General features: G+C 71.6%; 17 protein-coding genes. 1 reads left to right on the forward strand and 16 read right to left on the reverse strand.

What is annotated here, in order from left to right:
* Positions 1-59: 59 nt before the first annotated feature.
* The 4 genes from FEF34_RS38610 to FEF34_RS41745 are packed head-to-tail and all read right to left on the reverse strand — an operon-like array spanning position 60 to position 2,748.
* On the reverse strand, positions 60-725 hold the full coding sequence (locus FEF34_RS38610; RefSeq protein WP_234043317.1) for a 3'-5' exonuclease: 666 nt from the start codon (positions 723-725) through the stop codon (positions 60-62).
* Complete coding sequence (locus FEF34_RS38615) at positions 706-1,461, reverse strand: class I SAM-dependent methyltransferase (protein ID WP_138058119.1); 756 nt, start codon at positions 1,459-1,461, stop codon at positions 706-708. Before FEF34_RS38615 ends, FEF34_RS38610 begins: the two co-directional genes overlap by 20 nt.
* A 16-nt stretch (positions 1,462-1,477) precedes the next feature.
* Positions 1,478-2,515 (reverse strand): serine hydrolase domain-containing protein, encoded by a 1,038-nt coding sequence (locus tag FEF34_RS38620; protein ID WP_138058120.1) that lies wholly within the window; start codon positions 2,513-2,515, stop codon positions 1,478-1,480.
* Positions 2,515-2,748, reverse strand: a complete 234-nt coding sequence (locus FEF34_RS41745) for a hypothetical protein (protein WP_325063679.1) — start codon at positions 2,746-2,748, stop codon at positions 2,515-2,517. Before FEF34_RS41745 ends, FEF34_RS38620 begins: the two co-directional genes overlap by 1 nt.
* Between FEF34_RS41745 and FEF34_RS38630 the strand changes: the two genes are divergently transcribed.
* Positions 2,703-2,972 carry a peptide deformylase gene (locus FEF34_RS38630; RefSeq protein ID WP_234043318.1) on the forward strand — a complete coding sequence of 90 codons (270 nt, stop codon included), beginning with the start codon at positions 2,703-2,705 and terminating at the stop codon, positions 2,970-2,972. The genes FEF34_RS41745 and FEF34_RS38630 overlap by 46 nt on opposite strands.
* Before the next feature lie 123 nt (positions 2,973-3,095).
* On the opposite strand, the gene FEF34_RS38635 is transcribed toward FEF34_RS38630, so the two are convergent.
* The 12 genes from FEF34_RS38635 to FEF34_RS38690 all read right to left on the reverse strand — a co-directional run bounded on the left by FEF34_RS38635 (position 3,096) and on the right by FEF34_RS38690 (position 14,323).
* Complete coding sequence (locus tag FEF34_RS38635; RefSeq protein WP_138058123.1) at positions 3,096-4,022, reverse strand: carbon-nitrogen hydrolase family protein; 927 nt, start codon at positions 4,020-4,022, stop codon at positions 3,096-3,098.
* A 233-nt stretch (positions 4,023-4,255) separates the two neighbouring features.
* A complete protein-coding gene (locus FEF34_RS38640; RefSeq protein ID WP_138058124.1) occupies positions 4,256-4,738 on the reverse strand; it encodes a GFA family protein in 483 nt (160 codons plus the stop codon).
* Positions 4,739-4,768: 30 nt separating this feature from the next.
* Positions 4,769-5,866: an NUDIX hydrolase gene (locus FEF34_RS38645; protein WP_138058125.1), complete on the reverse strand. Its 1,098-nt coding sequence runs from the start codon at positions 5,864-5,866 to the stop codon at positions 4,769-4,771.
* 52 nt (positions 5,867-5,918) lie between these two features.
* Positions 5,919-6,692 carry a PIG-L deacetylase family protein gene (locus FEF34_RS38650; protein WP_171053371.1) on the reverse strand — a complete coding sequence of 258 codons (774 nt, stop codon included), beginning with the start codon at positions 6,690-6,692 and terminating at the stop codon, positions 5,919-5,921.
* A gap of 101 nt (positions 6,693-6,793) precedes the next feature.
* Complete coding sequence (locus FEF34_RS38655; RefSeq protein WP_138058126.1) at positions 6,794-7,456, reverse strand: 3'-5' exonuclease; 663 nt, start codon at positions 7,454-7,456, stop codon at positions 6,794-6,796.
* A 102-nt stretch (positions 7,457-7,558) separates the two neighbouring features.
* Positions 7,559-8,176 (reverse strand): class I SAM-dependent methyltransferase, encoded by a 618-nt coding sequence (locus FEF34_RS38660; RefSeq protein WP_234043319.1) that lies wholly within the window; start codon positions 8,174-8,176, stop codon positions 7,559-7,561.
* The gene (locus FEF34_RS38665) at positions 8,173-8,661 is read right to left on the reverse strand and encodes an NUDIX domain-containing protein (protein ID WP_234043320.1); all 489 of its coding nucleotides are present in this window, start codon (positions 8,659-8,661) and stop codon (positions 8,173-8,175) included. Before FEF34_RS38665 ends, FEF34_RS38660 begins: the two co-directional genes overlap by 4 nt.
* Before the next feature lie 52 nt (positions 8,662-8,713).
* A complete protein-coding gene (locus tag FEF34_RS38670; RefSeq protein WP_138058127.1) occupies positions 8,714-9,229 on the reverse strand; it encodes a GNAT family N-acetyltransferase in 516 nt (171 codons plus the stop codon).
* Positions 9,226-10,641 carry a phosphotransferase gene (locus FEF34_RS38675; protein WP_138058128.1) on the reverse strand — a complete coding sequence of 472 codons (1,416 nt, stop codon included), beginning with the start codon at positions 10,639-10,641 and terminating at the stop codon, positions 9,226-9,228. Before FEF34_RS38675 ends, FEF34_RS38670 begins: the two co-directional genes overlap by 4 nt.
* Positions 10,638-11,450 carry a class I SAM-dependent methyltransferase gene (locus FEF34_RS38680; RefSeq protein WP_234043322.1) on the reverse strand — a complete coding sequence of 271 codons (813 nt, stop codon included), beginning with the start codon at positions 11,448-11,450 and terminating at the stop codon, positions 10,638-10,640. The genes FEF34_RS38675 and FEF34_RS38680 overlap by 4 nt, the downstream gene beginning before the upstream one ends.
* Positions 11,447-12,697 (reverse strand): protein-L-isoaspartate O-methyltransferase family protein, encoded by a 1,251-nt coding sequence (locus tag FEF34_RS38685; protein WP_234043324.1) that lies wholly within the window; start codon positions 12,695-12,697, stop codon positions 11,447-11,449. Before FEF34_RS38685 ends, FEF34_RS38680 begins: the two co-directional genes overlap by 4 nt.
* A gap of 147 nt (positions 12,698-12,844) precedes the next feature.
* Entirely contained in the window at positions 12,845-14,323 is a 1,479-nt protein-coding gene (locus FEF34_RS38690; protein WP_138058129.1) for an NUDIX domain-containing protein, read from the reverse strand.
* Positions 14,324-14,401 lie beyond the last annotated feature (78 nt).

Consider the following 14,401-nt stretch of genomic DNA (forward strand, 5'->3'; position numbering starts at 1 on the left):
CGTCGTGGGCGTCGGCGAGAGCGCGGAACGGCCGGGTGCGTGTCACGGACACCGTCGGGTCAGAACAGAGCACTTTGCTCTGCTTCCGGGGCCGTGGGTGGCCGTTTGGGCTGCAGGCCGGCGGCCGCGTCCAGCTCGAGGAGGGTGCGCCACTGACCACCGGCGCACCCTTCGTCCAACAGTCGGGCCAACACCTGGGCGGTGACCGCGACATCCGGCATCGCCCGGTGCCGTCCGGCAGGCTTGGGGATGCCGTAGTAGCCCAGCAGGCTGTCCAGTCCGTAGGAGCCGAGTCCGGGCACGACGGCCTTGGCCAGACGCAGCGTGTCCAGCAGCGGCGTCGCGGCGAGTACGGGACAGTGTTCTGCCTGGCGGGCGATTATCCCGGCTTCCGTGGATGCGTGGTGGGCGACCAGTCGGTACGGGTGCGCAGTCAGGCGCGCGTCGAGCTGCGCCATCACCTCGGCGGCGGGGGCCGCCGAGGTGAGCATCCGCTGGGTGATGCCCTTGAGCTGGACGTCCCGCGCGGTCACGGGCACGTCGGCAGGCGGTCGCATCAGCTCCTCGAACCGGCCGATTTCCACCAGTCGGCCATCCAGCGGGCGCAGCGTCAGCGCCGCGACCTCGATCGGCTCGGCGGGCCGTCCTGCGGGGGTAAGGCCCTCGAAGTCGATCACCACAAAAGTCATCGCGGCGAAGCGGGGATCATGCGTCAGCGGATCCACGGTGTCCCCTCCCCTGGGGCCGCCGTCGGCTGCCGCATGCCGGGCTTGGCACCCGCTGCGGACGCTGGGCTGCGGACAGCCGGTAGGAGACGCGGTTGTCCGGTTTCGGGGAGTCGATAGCCGAGACCGATTCCAATCTGAGGCCGTGCTGGACCAAGAGTTCCTCCCACAGCTGCGGGGTGAGGACCCACATGTTCACGGGGTGGTCCTTGGTAATACCGGGCAGCCGCAGAAGCTCGGGGCGCGGCACCAACGCGGCCGACGGCCCGGTGCCGTCAGAGTTGGTGTGCAGCGCCGAGAAGAGCAGTCGGCCGCCGGGTGCGAGGCCGCTGGCCAGGACGGGCAGCAACCGGTCGGGGTCCAGATACGGGATGGAGCCGACGGAGTAGATCAGGTCGTACGGATCGGCGTCACGCAGGTGTTCCACAGCGTCGGCGCACACCAGGTGCAGACCCGGGGTGGCCGGGTAGCGGGCGAGGGCACGCTGGTGCTGGGCGGGGGACGCGTCCACGGCGGTGACGTCGGCGCCCCGGGCGGCGAGGTGAGCGGCGTGCCGACCAAGGCCGCTGCCAAGGTCGAGGACGCGCAGCCCGTTCACGTCGCCGAAGGCTTCGATGCCAGGACCGACGTCGCAGATGCCCCAGTCCCACCGGTCCAGCTCGGGCAGCTCCAGCCCTCTGGACAGTTGGTGGGCGCCATAGACGTTCCAGGTCTCGACGGTGTCCGACTCAGTCATGGGGTGCCTCCGTTCGTCAGGTGGCGGAGATGGTCTTGAGGGCGAGGGCCCGCAGCGGGGCGATCTTGGTGCGGGCGTTGCCGCCGTAGACGGCGTTGGTGCAGATGACGAGGTAGCGGCCGGTCTCCGGCGCGAGGTAGAGGCTCGTACCGGTGAACCCGTGGTGGTACGCGACGCGCCCGCCGGCGGCGAGGATCCAGGACAGGCCACGGTCCAGGCCGGGCTCGATCGGTGCCTGGGGGACGAGGCTGGCGTGCAGCCAGTCGCCCAGGCCGCGCTCGTCCCCGTCCGTGTGGGCGGCCAACAGCCCCTGGGCGTATACCGCGAGGTCGCTGGGGGTGGAGAACGCTCCGGCGTGGCCGGCGATCCCACCGAGGAGGCCGGCGTTGTCGTCGTGCGGGGCGCCCCAGATGCGCGGGGCGCCGGGGATGCGCTGTTCGGTCGGAGCGACCTTGGGGGTGCGGGCGACGGGCCCGTACACGGTGGCGTCCATCCCGAGCGTTCCCCACAGGGTCGCGCCGAGTTGGTCGAGGGGGCGGCCGTGGATGTGGGCGAGGGCCAGGCCGAGCAGGATGTAGCCGCGGTTGATGTACCGGTGCTGGCCAGGGGCGTCTTCTAGCGGTTCACGGCACAGGAGTTCGTGCAGCGGCAGGTCGGCGCCGCGGTAGTGGTCGAGGCGCGTGGAGGCGCGAAGGCCGGAGGTGTGCGCGATCAGCTGGCGCACGGTCGCCTCGCCGCTGGGGGCCTCGCTGTTCATCGGTGGCAGGAAGTCGCGGATCGGAGCGTCGAGGTCGAGCAGCCCCGCCTCCAGGGCCTGGCCGATCAGGGGCCAGGTGGCCACGACCTTCGTCAGCGAGGCGATGTCGTAGACGGTGTCCTGGTCGGGTTCGGTGTCGCCACACTCGAGAGCGACCTTGCCGACGCTGAGGAAGCCGGGGCTGGCGCCGGTGGTGCCGTAGGCGATGACGCCACCCGGGGAGGCGCCGTCGGCGACGACCTGGCCGAGGGTGTCCCGGAGGCGGCTGGTGTCATCGGCGGTGAACGGGACGGGCATCAAGGGCCTCCGGGGATGGTGGTGATCTCGGCTCCCAGCGTGGCCAGATTGGGCAGCAGGCGTGCGTAGCCGCGCCGGAGATGGAACATCCCTCGGATCGTAGAGGTGCCCTGGGCGGCGAGTGCAGCGATCAGCAGTGCGGTCACCGCGCGGATGTCCGCAGCCTCCACCGTGGCGCCGCGCAGGCGTGCCGGCCCCCGGACCCGGAGCGTCGTTCTTCGACGTACGGGCACAGGTTCCCCGCCCCCTGCAGACCACGGTGGAAACGACGACGGCAGCAGGTAGCACCGAGAGTGCCGTCTACGAGCGCGGCGACGTACGGCTCATCGCGCACGAGATTGATCACCTCGATGGACTTCTGCCGATGGACCGGATGCGGCCCGGTGTGAGACTGGTCCCGGTCGAGGAGTACCGCACGACGGCCGAGGCCACTGGCCGACCCTGGTCGTACGAGTAGAAGGAGGCGGGCGGCCGTGGGCGGGCGTGACGGCCTTGCGGTGCTCGCCCAGCGGCCGCCGATGGAGCAGCGATCCGACGCGACACCAGGAAGCTGTGGCACGTCAGGCGCGCGGGGGCGCTCTCAGAAGGCCGTGCGGATGTCGCTGCGCGGGTCCCCGACTACCAGCCGGTCCTCGTAGAGCCCTTCCTGCACCCGGCGACGCCAGGGCCGGGCGTACCGAAGGGCCACCTCGATGTCCGGGTCGGCAGAGTCGAGGTCGATGTCCGCGACCGTCAGAGCAGGCTGCCCATCGGCGGGGCACTGCGCCAGCCAGCGGCCGCCGGGGGCCACGATCCCGGACGGCACCGTGGCGCTGAACTGCGCCGGCACCGAGTATCCGAGCCAGTAGCTGTAGAGCGTCCCGTAGGCCTGTGCGACGCGCGCCCTCGGAGCGTCGTCGACCATCACGGAGAGCAGGACCAAGTCGACCTCCAGGCGCTCGTATTCGGCGAAGAGCGGCGGGAAGTTCGCCTCCACGCACAGCGCGCAGCCGACGCGGATCCCGCCCACCTCGAAGACCAGCGGCTCGCGGCCCGGGGTGTACAGGTAGGAGACCTCGGTGTGCGACAGGAACCGCTTATCGTACCGCGCGACCAGCTGGCCGTGGTCGGAGACGATGAAGAGGCTGTTGTGTGGCTTGCTCGGCGGCGTGAGGGGGTGAAGCGACCCGAACGCCGTCCACAGCCGCAGTTCCCCTGCCAGCGTGGCGATCGACTCCGCCTCCTCACGCATGACGTCCCAGGCGGCACGGCTCCAGTCCGCCGGGACCAGCTCGCCGTCCGGCCCGGCCGCCATCACGTGCTTACTCGGGTAGACGATCGCCCCCTCGGGGAACTGCACCAGCCGCGCGCCCGCCCCGGCTGCCTCCGCCATCAACTCCCGGATTTCCTGCCCGGCTGCTCGCAGTGCTCCCCGGTCAGTGGGGTCCTCCGGCACCGTGCTCTGCGCGACCGCCAGCCGCAATGTCCTGGATGCGCTGGGGCGTTGGTTGAGTGCAGGGGTCGTCATTTCTCTCCGATCGGTGAGTGCTTGCTTTCGGTGGTGAAGGGAGCGCGCACGGACATTGGCTTCAGCTGTGCTGGTGCGATCTTGGTGGGGCCGGGGCCGGGGTAGAGGCAGGCGGAGTGCTCGCTCTGGATGCTCTGCATACGGTCGAAGCCCTTGGTGGTTCGCTGACTCCGCCGACCAGGGCGGCATCGAGGCCTTGCGGTCAGGTCAAGTTCCAGCGGCGTACGGAGACGTCAGGGCGAGGCGGGTCGCGGAGCGGAAGGGTCGTCGGCGAGGGCGATGGTCATCCAGGGAACAGCCTCGTGCCGGTAGGAGTGCCCGACTGGGTCGGTGCCGCTGCGGTCGTCGAGGCTGAAGGCAGTAACCATGATCAGGTCGGAGTCGTCAGCGACAGAGATGAGGTGCGTCCCGCAGTGCGGGCAAAAGCCCCGGCGAAGTGTGGGCCAGGTGGCGTACCACGTCGGTTCGCCGCCGGGGCCGGTCCACGTCAGCCCCTTCTTATCGAAGCCGACCCACAGGACTGCGGGGCCGCCAGAGATACGTGTCTCATGTGGGCAGGAGCACAGGTGCGGGTCGATCGGTTCGCCAAGGACCTGGTAGACGATGCGGCGGCACTGGCAGTGCCCGGTCCGAGTGATCTCGGGCCGGCCGGGCGCAGGGTGCCGCCCGGTCTGAGGCTGGGCGGAGGGCTGGTCGGGCGTGAGTGCGGCGTTCATCAGCTTCTCGGTTCGTTTCGGGTGGGGGAGTTACCAGGAGATCTGGTCGGTGATTTCGGTGACGGGCTGGTGAGCGGCTTTGGGGATGCCGAGGAGGACGCGGGCCTGGTGCGCAGCCGTGAGCTGCTCCTGCGCTGCGGATGGTCCCCAGTCGAAGAACTCCAGGGCCTGCTCGGGGGTGGCCAGGATGCGGACGTAGGTTCGGCCGGTAGCCGGATCGACGTGGGCCGCGTCCAGGCGCGTGAGGGCGGCGGCGTAGCGGACCCGGGCACAGGGGACGTCGGGGTCCGACAGGTACCCGAGGTATCGAGCGCCGGCGAGGTCTGCAGCAGCCTCTTCGCGGGTTTCACGGACGGCGGTGGCCACGGGGTCACCGCCGTCTTCAGGTTCTGGCTTGCCACCGGGCAGGACGGCTCCGCCGGTGTCGGGTCCGAGGAGAACGAGGACCCGCCCGTCCGGTGCGAAGGCCCAGACCCAGGACTGGCGAACCGGGAGGTTGGCGGGGACGGAAGTGGCGTGGAATGACAGGTGGTGGCGGGCCCGGGCGGTGCGCAGGACACCCACTCGGTCGAGGACGGTGGGGGCGATCGGGAGTCCGTCCTCCAGGAAGACGGGTCCGGCGCCGTTGATGCGGGCGCGGAGTGCGGACAGTGCGCGACGGGCGTCGTCCGGAGCCATCACAGCAGGAAGGTCAGCGGGTTCGACGAACTCGATGTCGTCGATCTCGCCTGGGGCGGGCCGGATCGCCGCGATCTGGTCGTCGTCCCAGACGCCGCCGTCGAAGACGTGCAGGATCTCGCCGGGGAACTTCAGCGCCGGCGGCGTTTTCCGGCCGGTGGGGGAGACCCAGTCGACGGCCAGCCCGCGGGTGATGGTCGCCGTGACGCCGAGCTCCTCTTTCAGCTCGCGGCCCGCGCCCTTGGCGGGAGGTTCGCTCTTGTCGACGGCGCCGCCGGGAAGCAGGCGAGTGGGCCGGTAGCTGACGCGCTGAACCAGGACCTGACCGCGCCGGTTGGTGATCAACACGGACGTGCCGGCCCACAGGGCAGTCGACGCGCGCAGCGTCCCGTACGCCTCATCGCTCATCGCCACGCTGGGACGGTCGTCCGGGGCGGAAGTCGTAGTCATCTCTCTCCGATCAGCAGGGAGTTGATCGTGTGCGCTGAAGGTGTGGTGGGGGTCAGGTAACCAGCTGGGCCGGGTCGCCTTTCGTAGGGCCGGGAGTGAGGCGGGTGAAGTGTTCGGTCTGGATGATCTGGATGCGGTCTGCTTCGGGAAGGCGGGCGAGGATGCCGGGCAGGGACCGCTCACGGGCGACCTCGCCGCGGTGCGCGAGGATCGCCCGCAGCTTCGAATCGACCCAGGGGGTGACGTCGACGCTGGTAGTCACGTACGAGTCCGGCACCGCGAGTACCTTCTTTCCCACCCCTTCGAGCAGAGGACCGAGCAGCCCGACACCGGACTCGGGGTGCGTGGCGGCGTACAGCGCGGCCGGCTGCCAGGGCGGGCCGGCTTCGGGATGCAGGTGGGCGAGTCCGGCGGCTTCGGCGGCGAGCAGGGTGATCTGATGGGTGCGTACGTGGTCGGGGTGACCGGTGAGTTGGCCGACTTCGTCGTGGGTGACGACGATGTCGGGGCGGAAGTCCCTGATATGGGCGACGAGGCGGCCGATGGCCTCATTGAGGGGAGCGTCGACGAGCCGGGGCTGGCCGGGTGCGGCCTCGGGGTTGCGGGCGTCGTTGTAGCCGAGCAGACGTGGGGTGCCGGCGCCCAGGACGGCGAGGGCGTCGGCGAGTTCGGGCGCTCGGCGGCTGTCGGGGGACCAGGTGGCGGTGACGACCGCTGTGCGGGCACCGGCGGCGTGGTGCTGCGCGAGCACACCGCCGACTAGAAGACTTTCATCGTCAGGGTGGGCGAACACTGCCAGCAGCGAGGGCAGGGACGGGTGGTTCATGGCGAACCGGTCTCCTCAAGGGGGTGGGCTGGAGGGAGGACAGGTGATCGCGGATCCTGAAGAGGCTTACCGCATCACGTCTTTCCTGTCGGGGTGCTGGTTCAGAACAGGGCTCGTTGCTCCGCTTCAGGCGCCGGTCGCCGGTTGGGCTGTAATCCGGCGACCGCGTCCAGTTCGAGGAGGGTGCTCCAGCGTCCATGGGCGCATCCGTCGTTCAGCAGCCGGGCCAGCACCTGGGTGGTGACCTCGACATCGGGCATCGCGCGATGCCGCCCGGCCGGCTGGGGGATGCCGTAGTAGCCGAGCAGTCCGTCCAGCCCGTAGGAGCCGAGCCCGGGCACCACGGCCTTGGCCAGCCGCAGGGTGTCCAGCAGTGGCGTCGCCGCGAGCACGGGACAGTGCTCGGCCTGCCGGCAGATGATCCCGGCTTCTGTGGAGGCATGGTGGGCCACGAGCCGGTACGGCGGCGCGGTCAGACGTGCGTCGAGCCGCGCCAGCACTTCGCCGGCCGGACGTGCCGTGGAGAGCATCTGCTGGGTGATGCCCTTGAGCTGGACGTCCCGAGCGGTCACGGGCACGTCGGCAGGAGGCCGGATCAGCTCCTCGAACCGGCCGACCTCCACCAGCTGGTCGTCTTCCGGGCGCAGTGCCAGCGCCGCGACCTCGATCGGCTCGGCAGGCCGTCCCGCCGGGGTGAGGCCTTCGAAATCGATCACCAAGAACGTCGTGGCGGCGAAGCGGGGATCGTTCACCAGCGCGTCCACGCTGCCACCTCCTGCCGGAACGCCCCGGGCTCCGGGCGGCCGCGGCCCTCTGGGGTGCGGTTTTCGATGTCTGGCACCGGATGCTTCCTTCTGTTCACGGGGTCAGGGCCGCAGGGCGTAGCAGCGCAGGACGTCGAGGTCGGCGGTCCGCGCACAGGACCAGCCGGTCGTCAGCAGTTCGGCGTCCAGGGGTGAGATCCCGAGCTTTTTGAGGGCCGGGTTGGTGGTCGTGCGGCGGCCGGCGATCTCGGTGATCACCCAGAAGACTCCGCCGGGCGCGAGGATGCGCCGGATCCGGTCGAGGAAGGCCGGCTTGTCGTCGATCCACCGGTAGACCAGGCGGCAGGTGATGAGGGCATAGGCGGGGTGCGCCAGGGTGGTGAGGTCGTCGGTGGTGAAGTCCAGGCAGTGCCAGGCCGGCCCCCGATCGGGGCCGGGCTCGGGGTTGGTGTCGTGGGTGGCGGCGAGTGCGACCGCGCTGGGGGAGCAGTCGATGCCGGTCGTCCGGTAGCCGAGCTCGTGGTGGAGGTGACGGGCCAGGGCGCCGTCGCCGCTGCCGATGTCGAGGGCGAGGCGGCCCCTGCCGGGGCCGAGGTGCTTGCCCATCAGCTGCTTCTCGCCTGTGCACACCTCCCGGTAGCGGCGGCCGCCTGCCCAGAGCGGCTCCCAGTACGCGGCGGACAGGGAGCGGTCGTCCCGGCCCGGTGCTGCCGTGCTCACTGTGCCGCCTCCCCGGCGTGCGTCACCGGACCGTCCGGTCCGATGTCCCAGTCCCAGGCGCCGACGTAGGCCGCCATCCCGCTCCGGCGGGCCTCCATGACGGCCGTCAGCCGGTCGAAGTCCCCTACCGGCATCAGCGCCCGCCACTGCTCCAGCGGCAGCGCCCGGAGCTCGTCGTGCTCCTCGGGGGCGAGGACGATGCTCGCGAACTGCTCGCCGGTGAGCCGCCCGCCGTCGAACACGAAGGTGACGGTCGACGAGGGGAACCCGGGCCCGGGCAGACCGAACACCGCCGCCAGCAGCCGTGGCGGCCCGGGCACCACCAGCCCGGTCTCCTCGGCGGTCTCGCGGACCGCGGTCTCCCACGGCCGTTCGCCCGTCTCCGCCGTTCCCCCGGGCCACTGCCAGGGGTGCTCGGGGCTGTAGACGCTGTGGAGCTGCACGGGCCGGTCGTGCTCGTCGGTGAAGAACACGCTGGCGGACACGACGGCCTTCGCAGCGTCGCCGCGTACTGCTCGGGATCGAGCCTCTTCTGGGTCATCGCGCGCCCCCATCGCGGGCCTGCGGGAGCCGCGTCATGCGCATGAGGGCCGGATCACGCGCGAAGCCGAACTCCGCATACAGCGGCGCGGCCTCCTTGCTCGCATGCAGCTCGTAGAGCGTGACCCCCTCGCGCTCCAACGCTTCCAGCAGCGCGGACACGGACGCCCGGGCGAGGCCGCGCCGCCGGTGAGCGGGTTCGGTGGCCACGACGTGGATCCGGGCGGCCAGCCCCTTGGGGTACTTCGGGGCCGACAGGACGGGGTGGACCAGTGCCAGCGCGCACGCGGCCAGCCCGCCTCCCGGCGCGTCGACGACGCAGGCGCGGGCATCGCCCCCGGGCTGCAGCCGGTGTGCGAGCTGATCGCGGCAGATGACGAGCCACTCCTCGTCGAGCGGTTCGGACAGGACGAGCTGCGAGCGCAGCCGGGTGATCTCGGCCGCGTCGTCCGCAGTGGCCACTCGCGGAACGGGCCTTGTCCCCGTGCCCGGTACGTCGGTGCTGTACGTCATCGCGGGTCACCTCCGTCGATCGCGCGGGCAGCGGCGCCGGCGCGGCAGCGCAGAAGGGTGCGGCGCCCCCGCTCGACCAGCTCCGGGTCGCCGGTCTTGTTTCCGAAGGCGATGCCGGACACCGCGTCCAGGACCGCTTCCACCAACAGGCGCGCCCTCTCGTCCTCTGTGAAACGCCGGCCGTACCCGGCGAAGAACGCCTCGTAGAGGTCTTCCCGGCCGTCGAAGCAGTCGAGGAGACGGACCAGGTCCCGCACGGCGGACTGCGGTTCGCTGCGTTCGAAGTCGATGACCCGCAGGGCGCCGTCACCGGCCCGGAGCAGGTTGCGGAGCTGTAGATCGCCGTGGGTCACCACCGCTTCGGCCGGCGGCAGCCGGACAGCACTGTCCACGACCCACCGCACGTACTGCTCGTCACCGGGCCTCAGATGCGGTCGCGCCCCGTCCAGGTGCCGTTCCAGCTTCGCGTGCGGGACGACCGGCGCCGTCCCGGGCGACGCCGGCGGCAGGGGGCTCGCGTGGATGCGGGCCGTGAGCTTTCCGATCGTCCGGAACACCTGCCGCTCTTCATCCGGTGGCAGCACCATGCCGTGCAGCGGGCGGCCCTCGACGGCGGTCAGGACCACCGCCCGCAGTCCCGCGTCTGCCGCCACCAGCCGGGGACCGGCGCCCCCGAGCCCCGGCACCCATTCGCGCAGGGCCGTGACCTCCCGGCCGTGGAAGCGGTCGTTCTGGTGGATCTTGACGAACCACGTCCCGCCCGAGGCGCCCTGCGCGCGCCACACTCGGCTGGCGGTCCGGGCCCAGGACACGTCCGTCCAGGTGGTAATCCGGCCGACCGCCTGCTCGGTGAACTCCCGCACCTCCCGCCCGGGCCGCGGCTCACCCGAGCCGGGAGCGGGCATCAGGCGGAGCCGGTCGACGGCCGGGTCGTGCCCGATGGTGTCGCCCGACTCCTGGAAGTGCACCGCCATGGGAACACCGGCCCGGTAGGCGTCCAGCCCTGCGCGGCAGTAGGCGACCATCGGCTCCGGCAGGGCGTCGAACGGGAACCAGTCCATGGCGTCGCACACCTTGGGCTCCCTGACGTCCGGCGTCCCGGACCAGCGGCGGACCTCGAAGAAGAACCCGACCCGCGCGCCTCCGGCTGGTGCCCGGTGGTGGACGGTGACCGCGGCCCGCACGTCGTCCGCATCCACCACCAGGCCTGTCTCCTCGTACGCCTCGCGCACGAGCGCGGTGACGACATCCTCGAAGGGACCGTCTACGTGGCCCGAGGGGAAGTGCCAGTGGCCCGCGGCATAGACGGTGCCGGCCCGCCGCGACAGCAGCACCTCCGGGCCCTGCTCGCCCCCACGGACAGCAATCAGATGCACGTCCACCGGCACCGTGTGCCGCTCGCTCCCACTCACCGGACGCCTCCCGGGCGACGGGCGAGCAGGACATCGAACACCGCGTTCTCGACGAGCCCGTCCTCCTTCGACGCGTGCTCTTCCAGCAGGTCCTGAGCCTCGGCCTCGAACTGGGGATGCCGGTCACCGAAGAGGGCGGGGCGGGCGAAGCTGGTGCTGCGCAGGTAGCCGATCACCTTGTCCGGGGTCCACACGCGGCGGAGCGGGAAATGGTGCTCCTCGACTTCGCTGAACGGGGACTCGGCCAAGTCGTCCTCGTACCGGCGGTTCGGACCTGTGTAGGTCCCGGTGGCTCCGGCGCGGCGTTCGGCGCCGAGGTAGGACTGGATCAGCTCTCGCAGCGCGACGGTCCACGGCGCCTGATGGGTCCAGAGGCTGCCGTCGCCCATGATCGCCAGGGTGGCGTCGGGAGAGGTGACATGGTCGGCCATGGCCAGGACGGCCGGGCGGTCCATCCAGTGGAAGGCCCGCGCACAGGTGACCAGGTCAGCCCGGTATCCCTCCTCGGGCGCGGTGAACTCCTCGGCCCGGACGGGATGGAAGGCGGCGGCCCGGCCCGCGAGAAGCGGGCGGAGGACGATACCGGCCTGGTGGAGCATGTCCCGGTCGGCATCGACGAGGTCCAGGCGGGCGAGCTGCGGCAGGACAGGCAGCAGGGCGGCCGGCACCTGGCCGGTCCCGGTGCCCAGATCAAGCAGAGCCGGGCGGCGGATGCCGTGCAGGGCGCTGGCGAGCAGGTGGACGACCTCGTCGGGGAGGCCGGGGCGGTGCCGGTCGTAGGCGTCCGCCGCGGCGTGGAACAGGGTCACAGGATCTTCTCCGTGTGGTGCTCGGTCGGGCAGGGGACAGCGGGTTGGTGGGGCACCGGCGCGAGCGGAGGCAGGACCCACGTCAGGGCGCGCCGGCCGGTGCCGGAGGCGACGTGCTGTGGCCCGCCGCCTTCCGGCACGGTCACCCGGTAGCTGTCGGGCCGTCCGGCCAGCACCCAGCGGGCGTGCACGTCCTCAAGCTCGGCCCACACATCCCGGGGCCCGTGGACGCGGACGGTGTCCTCGCCGGGCCCGGCGACCGCCCAGGAGTCCTCGTCGGGGGCGGCGATCGTCATCGTCTCGGCCTGGAAGTCGCGGACGAGCCCGGGCGCCAGATACGCGGCCGCGAGCCAGAAGCCATACGCATCGTCCGGCGGCGGCGTGAGCCGGGTCGGGCGCGGTACGCCGGGTTCGGCCTTGATCCTGGGCCGCATCGTCACGGCGTTGAGCCACCGATAGCCGAACATGGGCCGGTATCCGCGCGGCCGCCCTCGCAGCACTGCCTCGATCTCGCCTGCCCCGGTCCGGGTGGCCAGGAACTGTCCGGGCCAGCTCGGGGTGCGGGTGGCGAGCGTCGTCAGCAGCCGCCCGCCGGGCGCGAGCTGCTCCACCCACGCCGGCGGGACGCAGGGCACGCCGATGCCGGAGTGGATCCGGTCGAACGCTCCTCCCGCCGGGTGCCCATCAAGGGCATCGCCCTCCACGACCGTCGCGCCCAGACCGATCCGGTCGAGGTTACGCTGGGCGAAGGCGGCCATGGGGCCGTCGCGTTCGACGCCTGCGGCGAGGCGGGGGCCGGTGACGGCGGCGGCGAGCGCGAGGGAGACCCCCGGGCCCGGGCCGAGCTCCAGGTACCGCTGCCCAGGCGCCAGTTGCAGCGTCTGGAGCGCTTCGACGGTGGCCTGGCCGTAGGTCGACATCGACGTCATGTTCCCGCCGGTCACCGGCCCGCGTACGAGCCCGTCGAGCTGCTCCCCGTCGCGCTGCAGCAGGACCGACTCACCGCTGTGGATCAGGTCGAGCCACTCGGCCTGGTCGTCCGGGTGCGCGCCGTCGAGCAGGCGCCACTCGATCGGCTCGATGCCCGGATCACTGATCCGTACGTACGCGTGGGGAAGCAGCACCTCCCGCGGCACCGACAGCAGCGCCTCGCGTAGCCGGACATCGGTCAGCACGCCGTCGGCCTTCAGACGCTCCACCATCGCGGCACGCCGGGCGCTGGTCGTGACAGACAGGTCAGCAGACATGACGGTCCTCTTCCTTACGCGGTGGACAGCAGGGCGCCGGCGCAACAGGCATGAAGGTCAGGCAGCGGGCCCGCGGCACCTGTTGCAGGCGTCCCCACGCGCTGCGCCAAGGGGCGGCGTAGGCGGCGCCGACCGTTGCGAAGCAGCTCAACGCTCCCACCCCAGCTCGCTGTAGGAGCGGCCGGCTCGGATGCCCTCGATCGCGACACGGGTGTAGGGGACGATCGGCTCCGGCAGGTCCTTCGCGTCCCACCACTGCCAGGCGAGGCACCGGTCGGGTTCGCGTTCCTCGGGGGTGCCCTCCCAGTGGTGGGCGCGGAAGAAGAGCTGAATCCTCGGCCGGGCTCCGGGCCGCTCCACCGTGTGCACCGTGTGGACGAGCTCGAGGTCTGCCGGGTCGATGACCAGCCCGGCCTCCTCGAACGCTTCGCGGGCAAGACCGGCGGTCGCTGTCTCCGCCTCCAGGTGTCCGGCGAGTGCGTGCCACGATCCGCCCGCGTACGCCGAGTCCGGATGCCGCAGCCCCAGTAGGACCTTGCCGTCGCGCTCCAGGTGGAGGTGGACGCCGACGACGTGCAGCACGGTCCCGGCCGGGGCCTCGCCAGGCACTGGGCGAGCAGCCTGCGGAAGTTCCACGGCGGGGTGTTCGGCCGCGTGGCGGCGGATTAGGTCGGCGAGTCCGGGGCTGAGCCGGAGCCGGTCGAGGGTGTCGACGGTGAACCACTTCAGCAGGACACCTTCGCGGAGCTCCACCGCGTCCGCATCACCCCTCCAGCAGCCCGCGTAGACCACGATGGGCACCGCCAGGCCGTCGACACCGGTGGCCTCCTCCACGGCGTACGGCGTCAGGCTGACCGGTTCCAGGCCGGGCACCTCTTCGGCGAGCTCCCGGCGCAGGGTCGCTTCCAGACAGGAGTCCCCTGGTTCACGTCCGCCACCGAGAAGGGCGAACGTCCACGGCTCCCAGATGCCGTCCCGGTCATCGCGCAGATGGAGCAGGTATCGGCCGGCCTTGTCGTGGATCAAGGCGCTGGCGTTGACGGGCTCCGGCCGTCCGTCGAGGCCTTCCGCCGCGGCGTCCAGGAGCTTGGCCCGCAGCGTAGGGGAGCGCACATCGGCGAACGGGAGCCACTGCGCGTCGGCGACTTCCTCATCCTGCAGTGCCAGCGCCGGCGGCTGCGCGGCCGCGAGGTAGAAGACGAAGCGGAAGTCGAAGTGCTGGTGGGCGGGCTCGCCCTTGGCCGGACTGGCGTCGATGTCGTGGACGTCCACGTCGATCGGCGCATCGAGGAACTGCGGGGTGAGGCAGAGGTCGCCGGGACGGATCCCGGCCTCTTCGCACACTTCCCGCAGGGCCGCAGCGAGGAGCGTACGGTCGCCCGCCTCCACATGGCCTCCGGGGGCGAGGAGCAGCCCGGTCGCCCGGTGGCGGATGTGCAGCACGCGACGGTCGCGGTCGATGACTACCGCACTGCAGGTGACGTGCGCGGGCAGCGTGGCGCGGCTGGACGGCTCGCCGGCGCCGTCGAGGACAGCCAGCAGCCCGTCCAGTGCCTCGCCTTCCTCGGCATGCCGGGCGAGATAGGCCTCGATGGTCGCGCGGATATGGGAGCGGGAAGGCGGCACGTGATCACCTCGGGAAGTGCGGGGCAGGGCGTGGGCGTGGTGCAAGGGGAGCGGCATGCGTCGAAGCGCACGGGACGG

Origin of the sequence: Streptomyces marianii (genome assembly GCF_005795905.1) — a bacterium.
GTDB lineage: Bacteria > Actinomycetota > Actinomycetes > Streptomycetales > Streptomycetaceae > Streptomyces > Streptomyces marianii.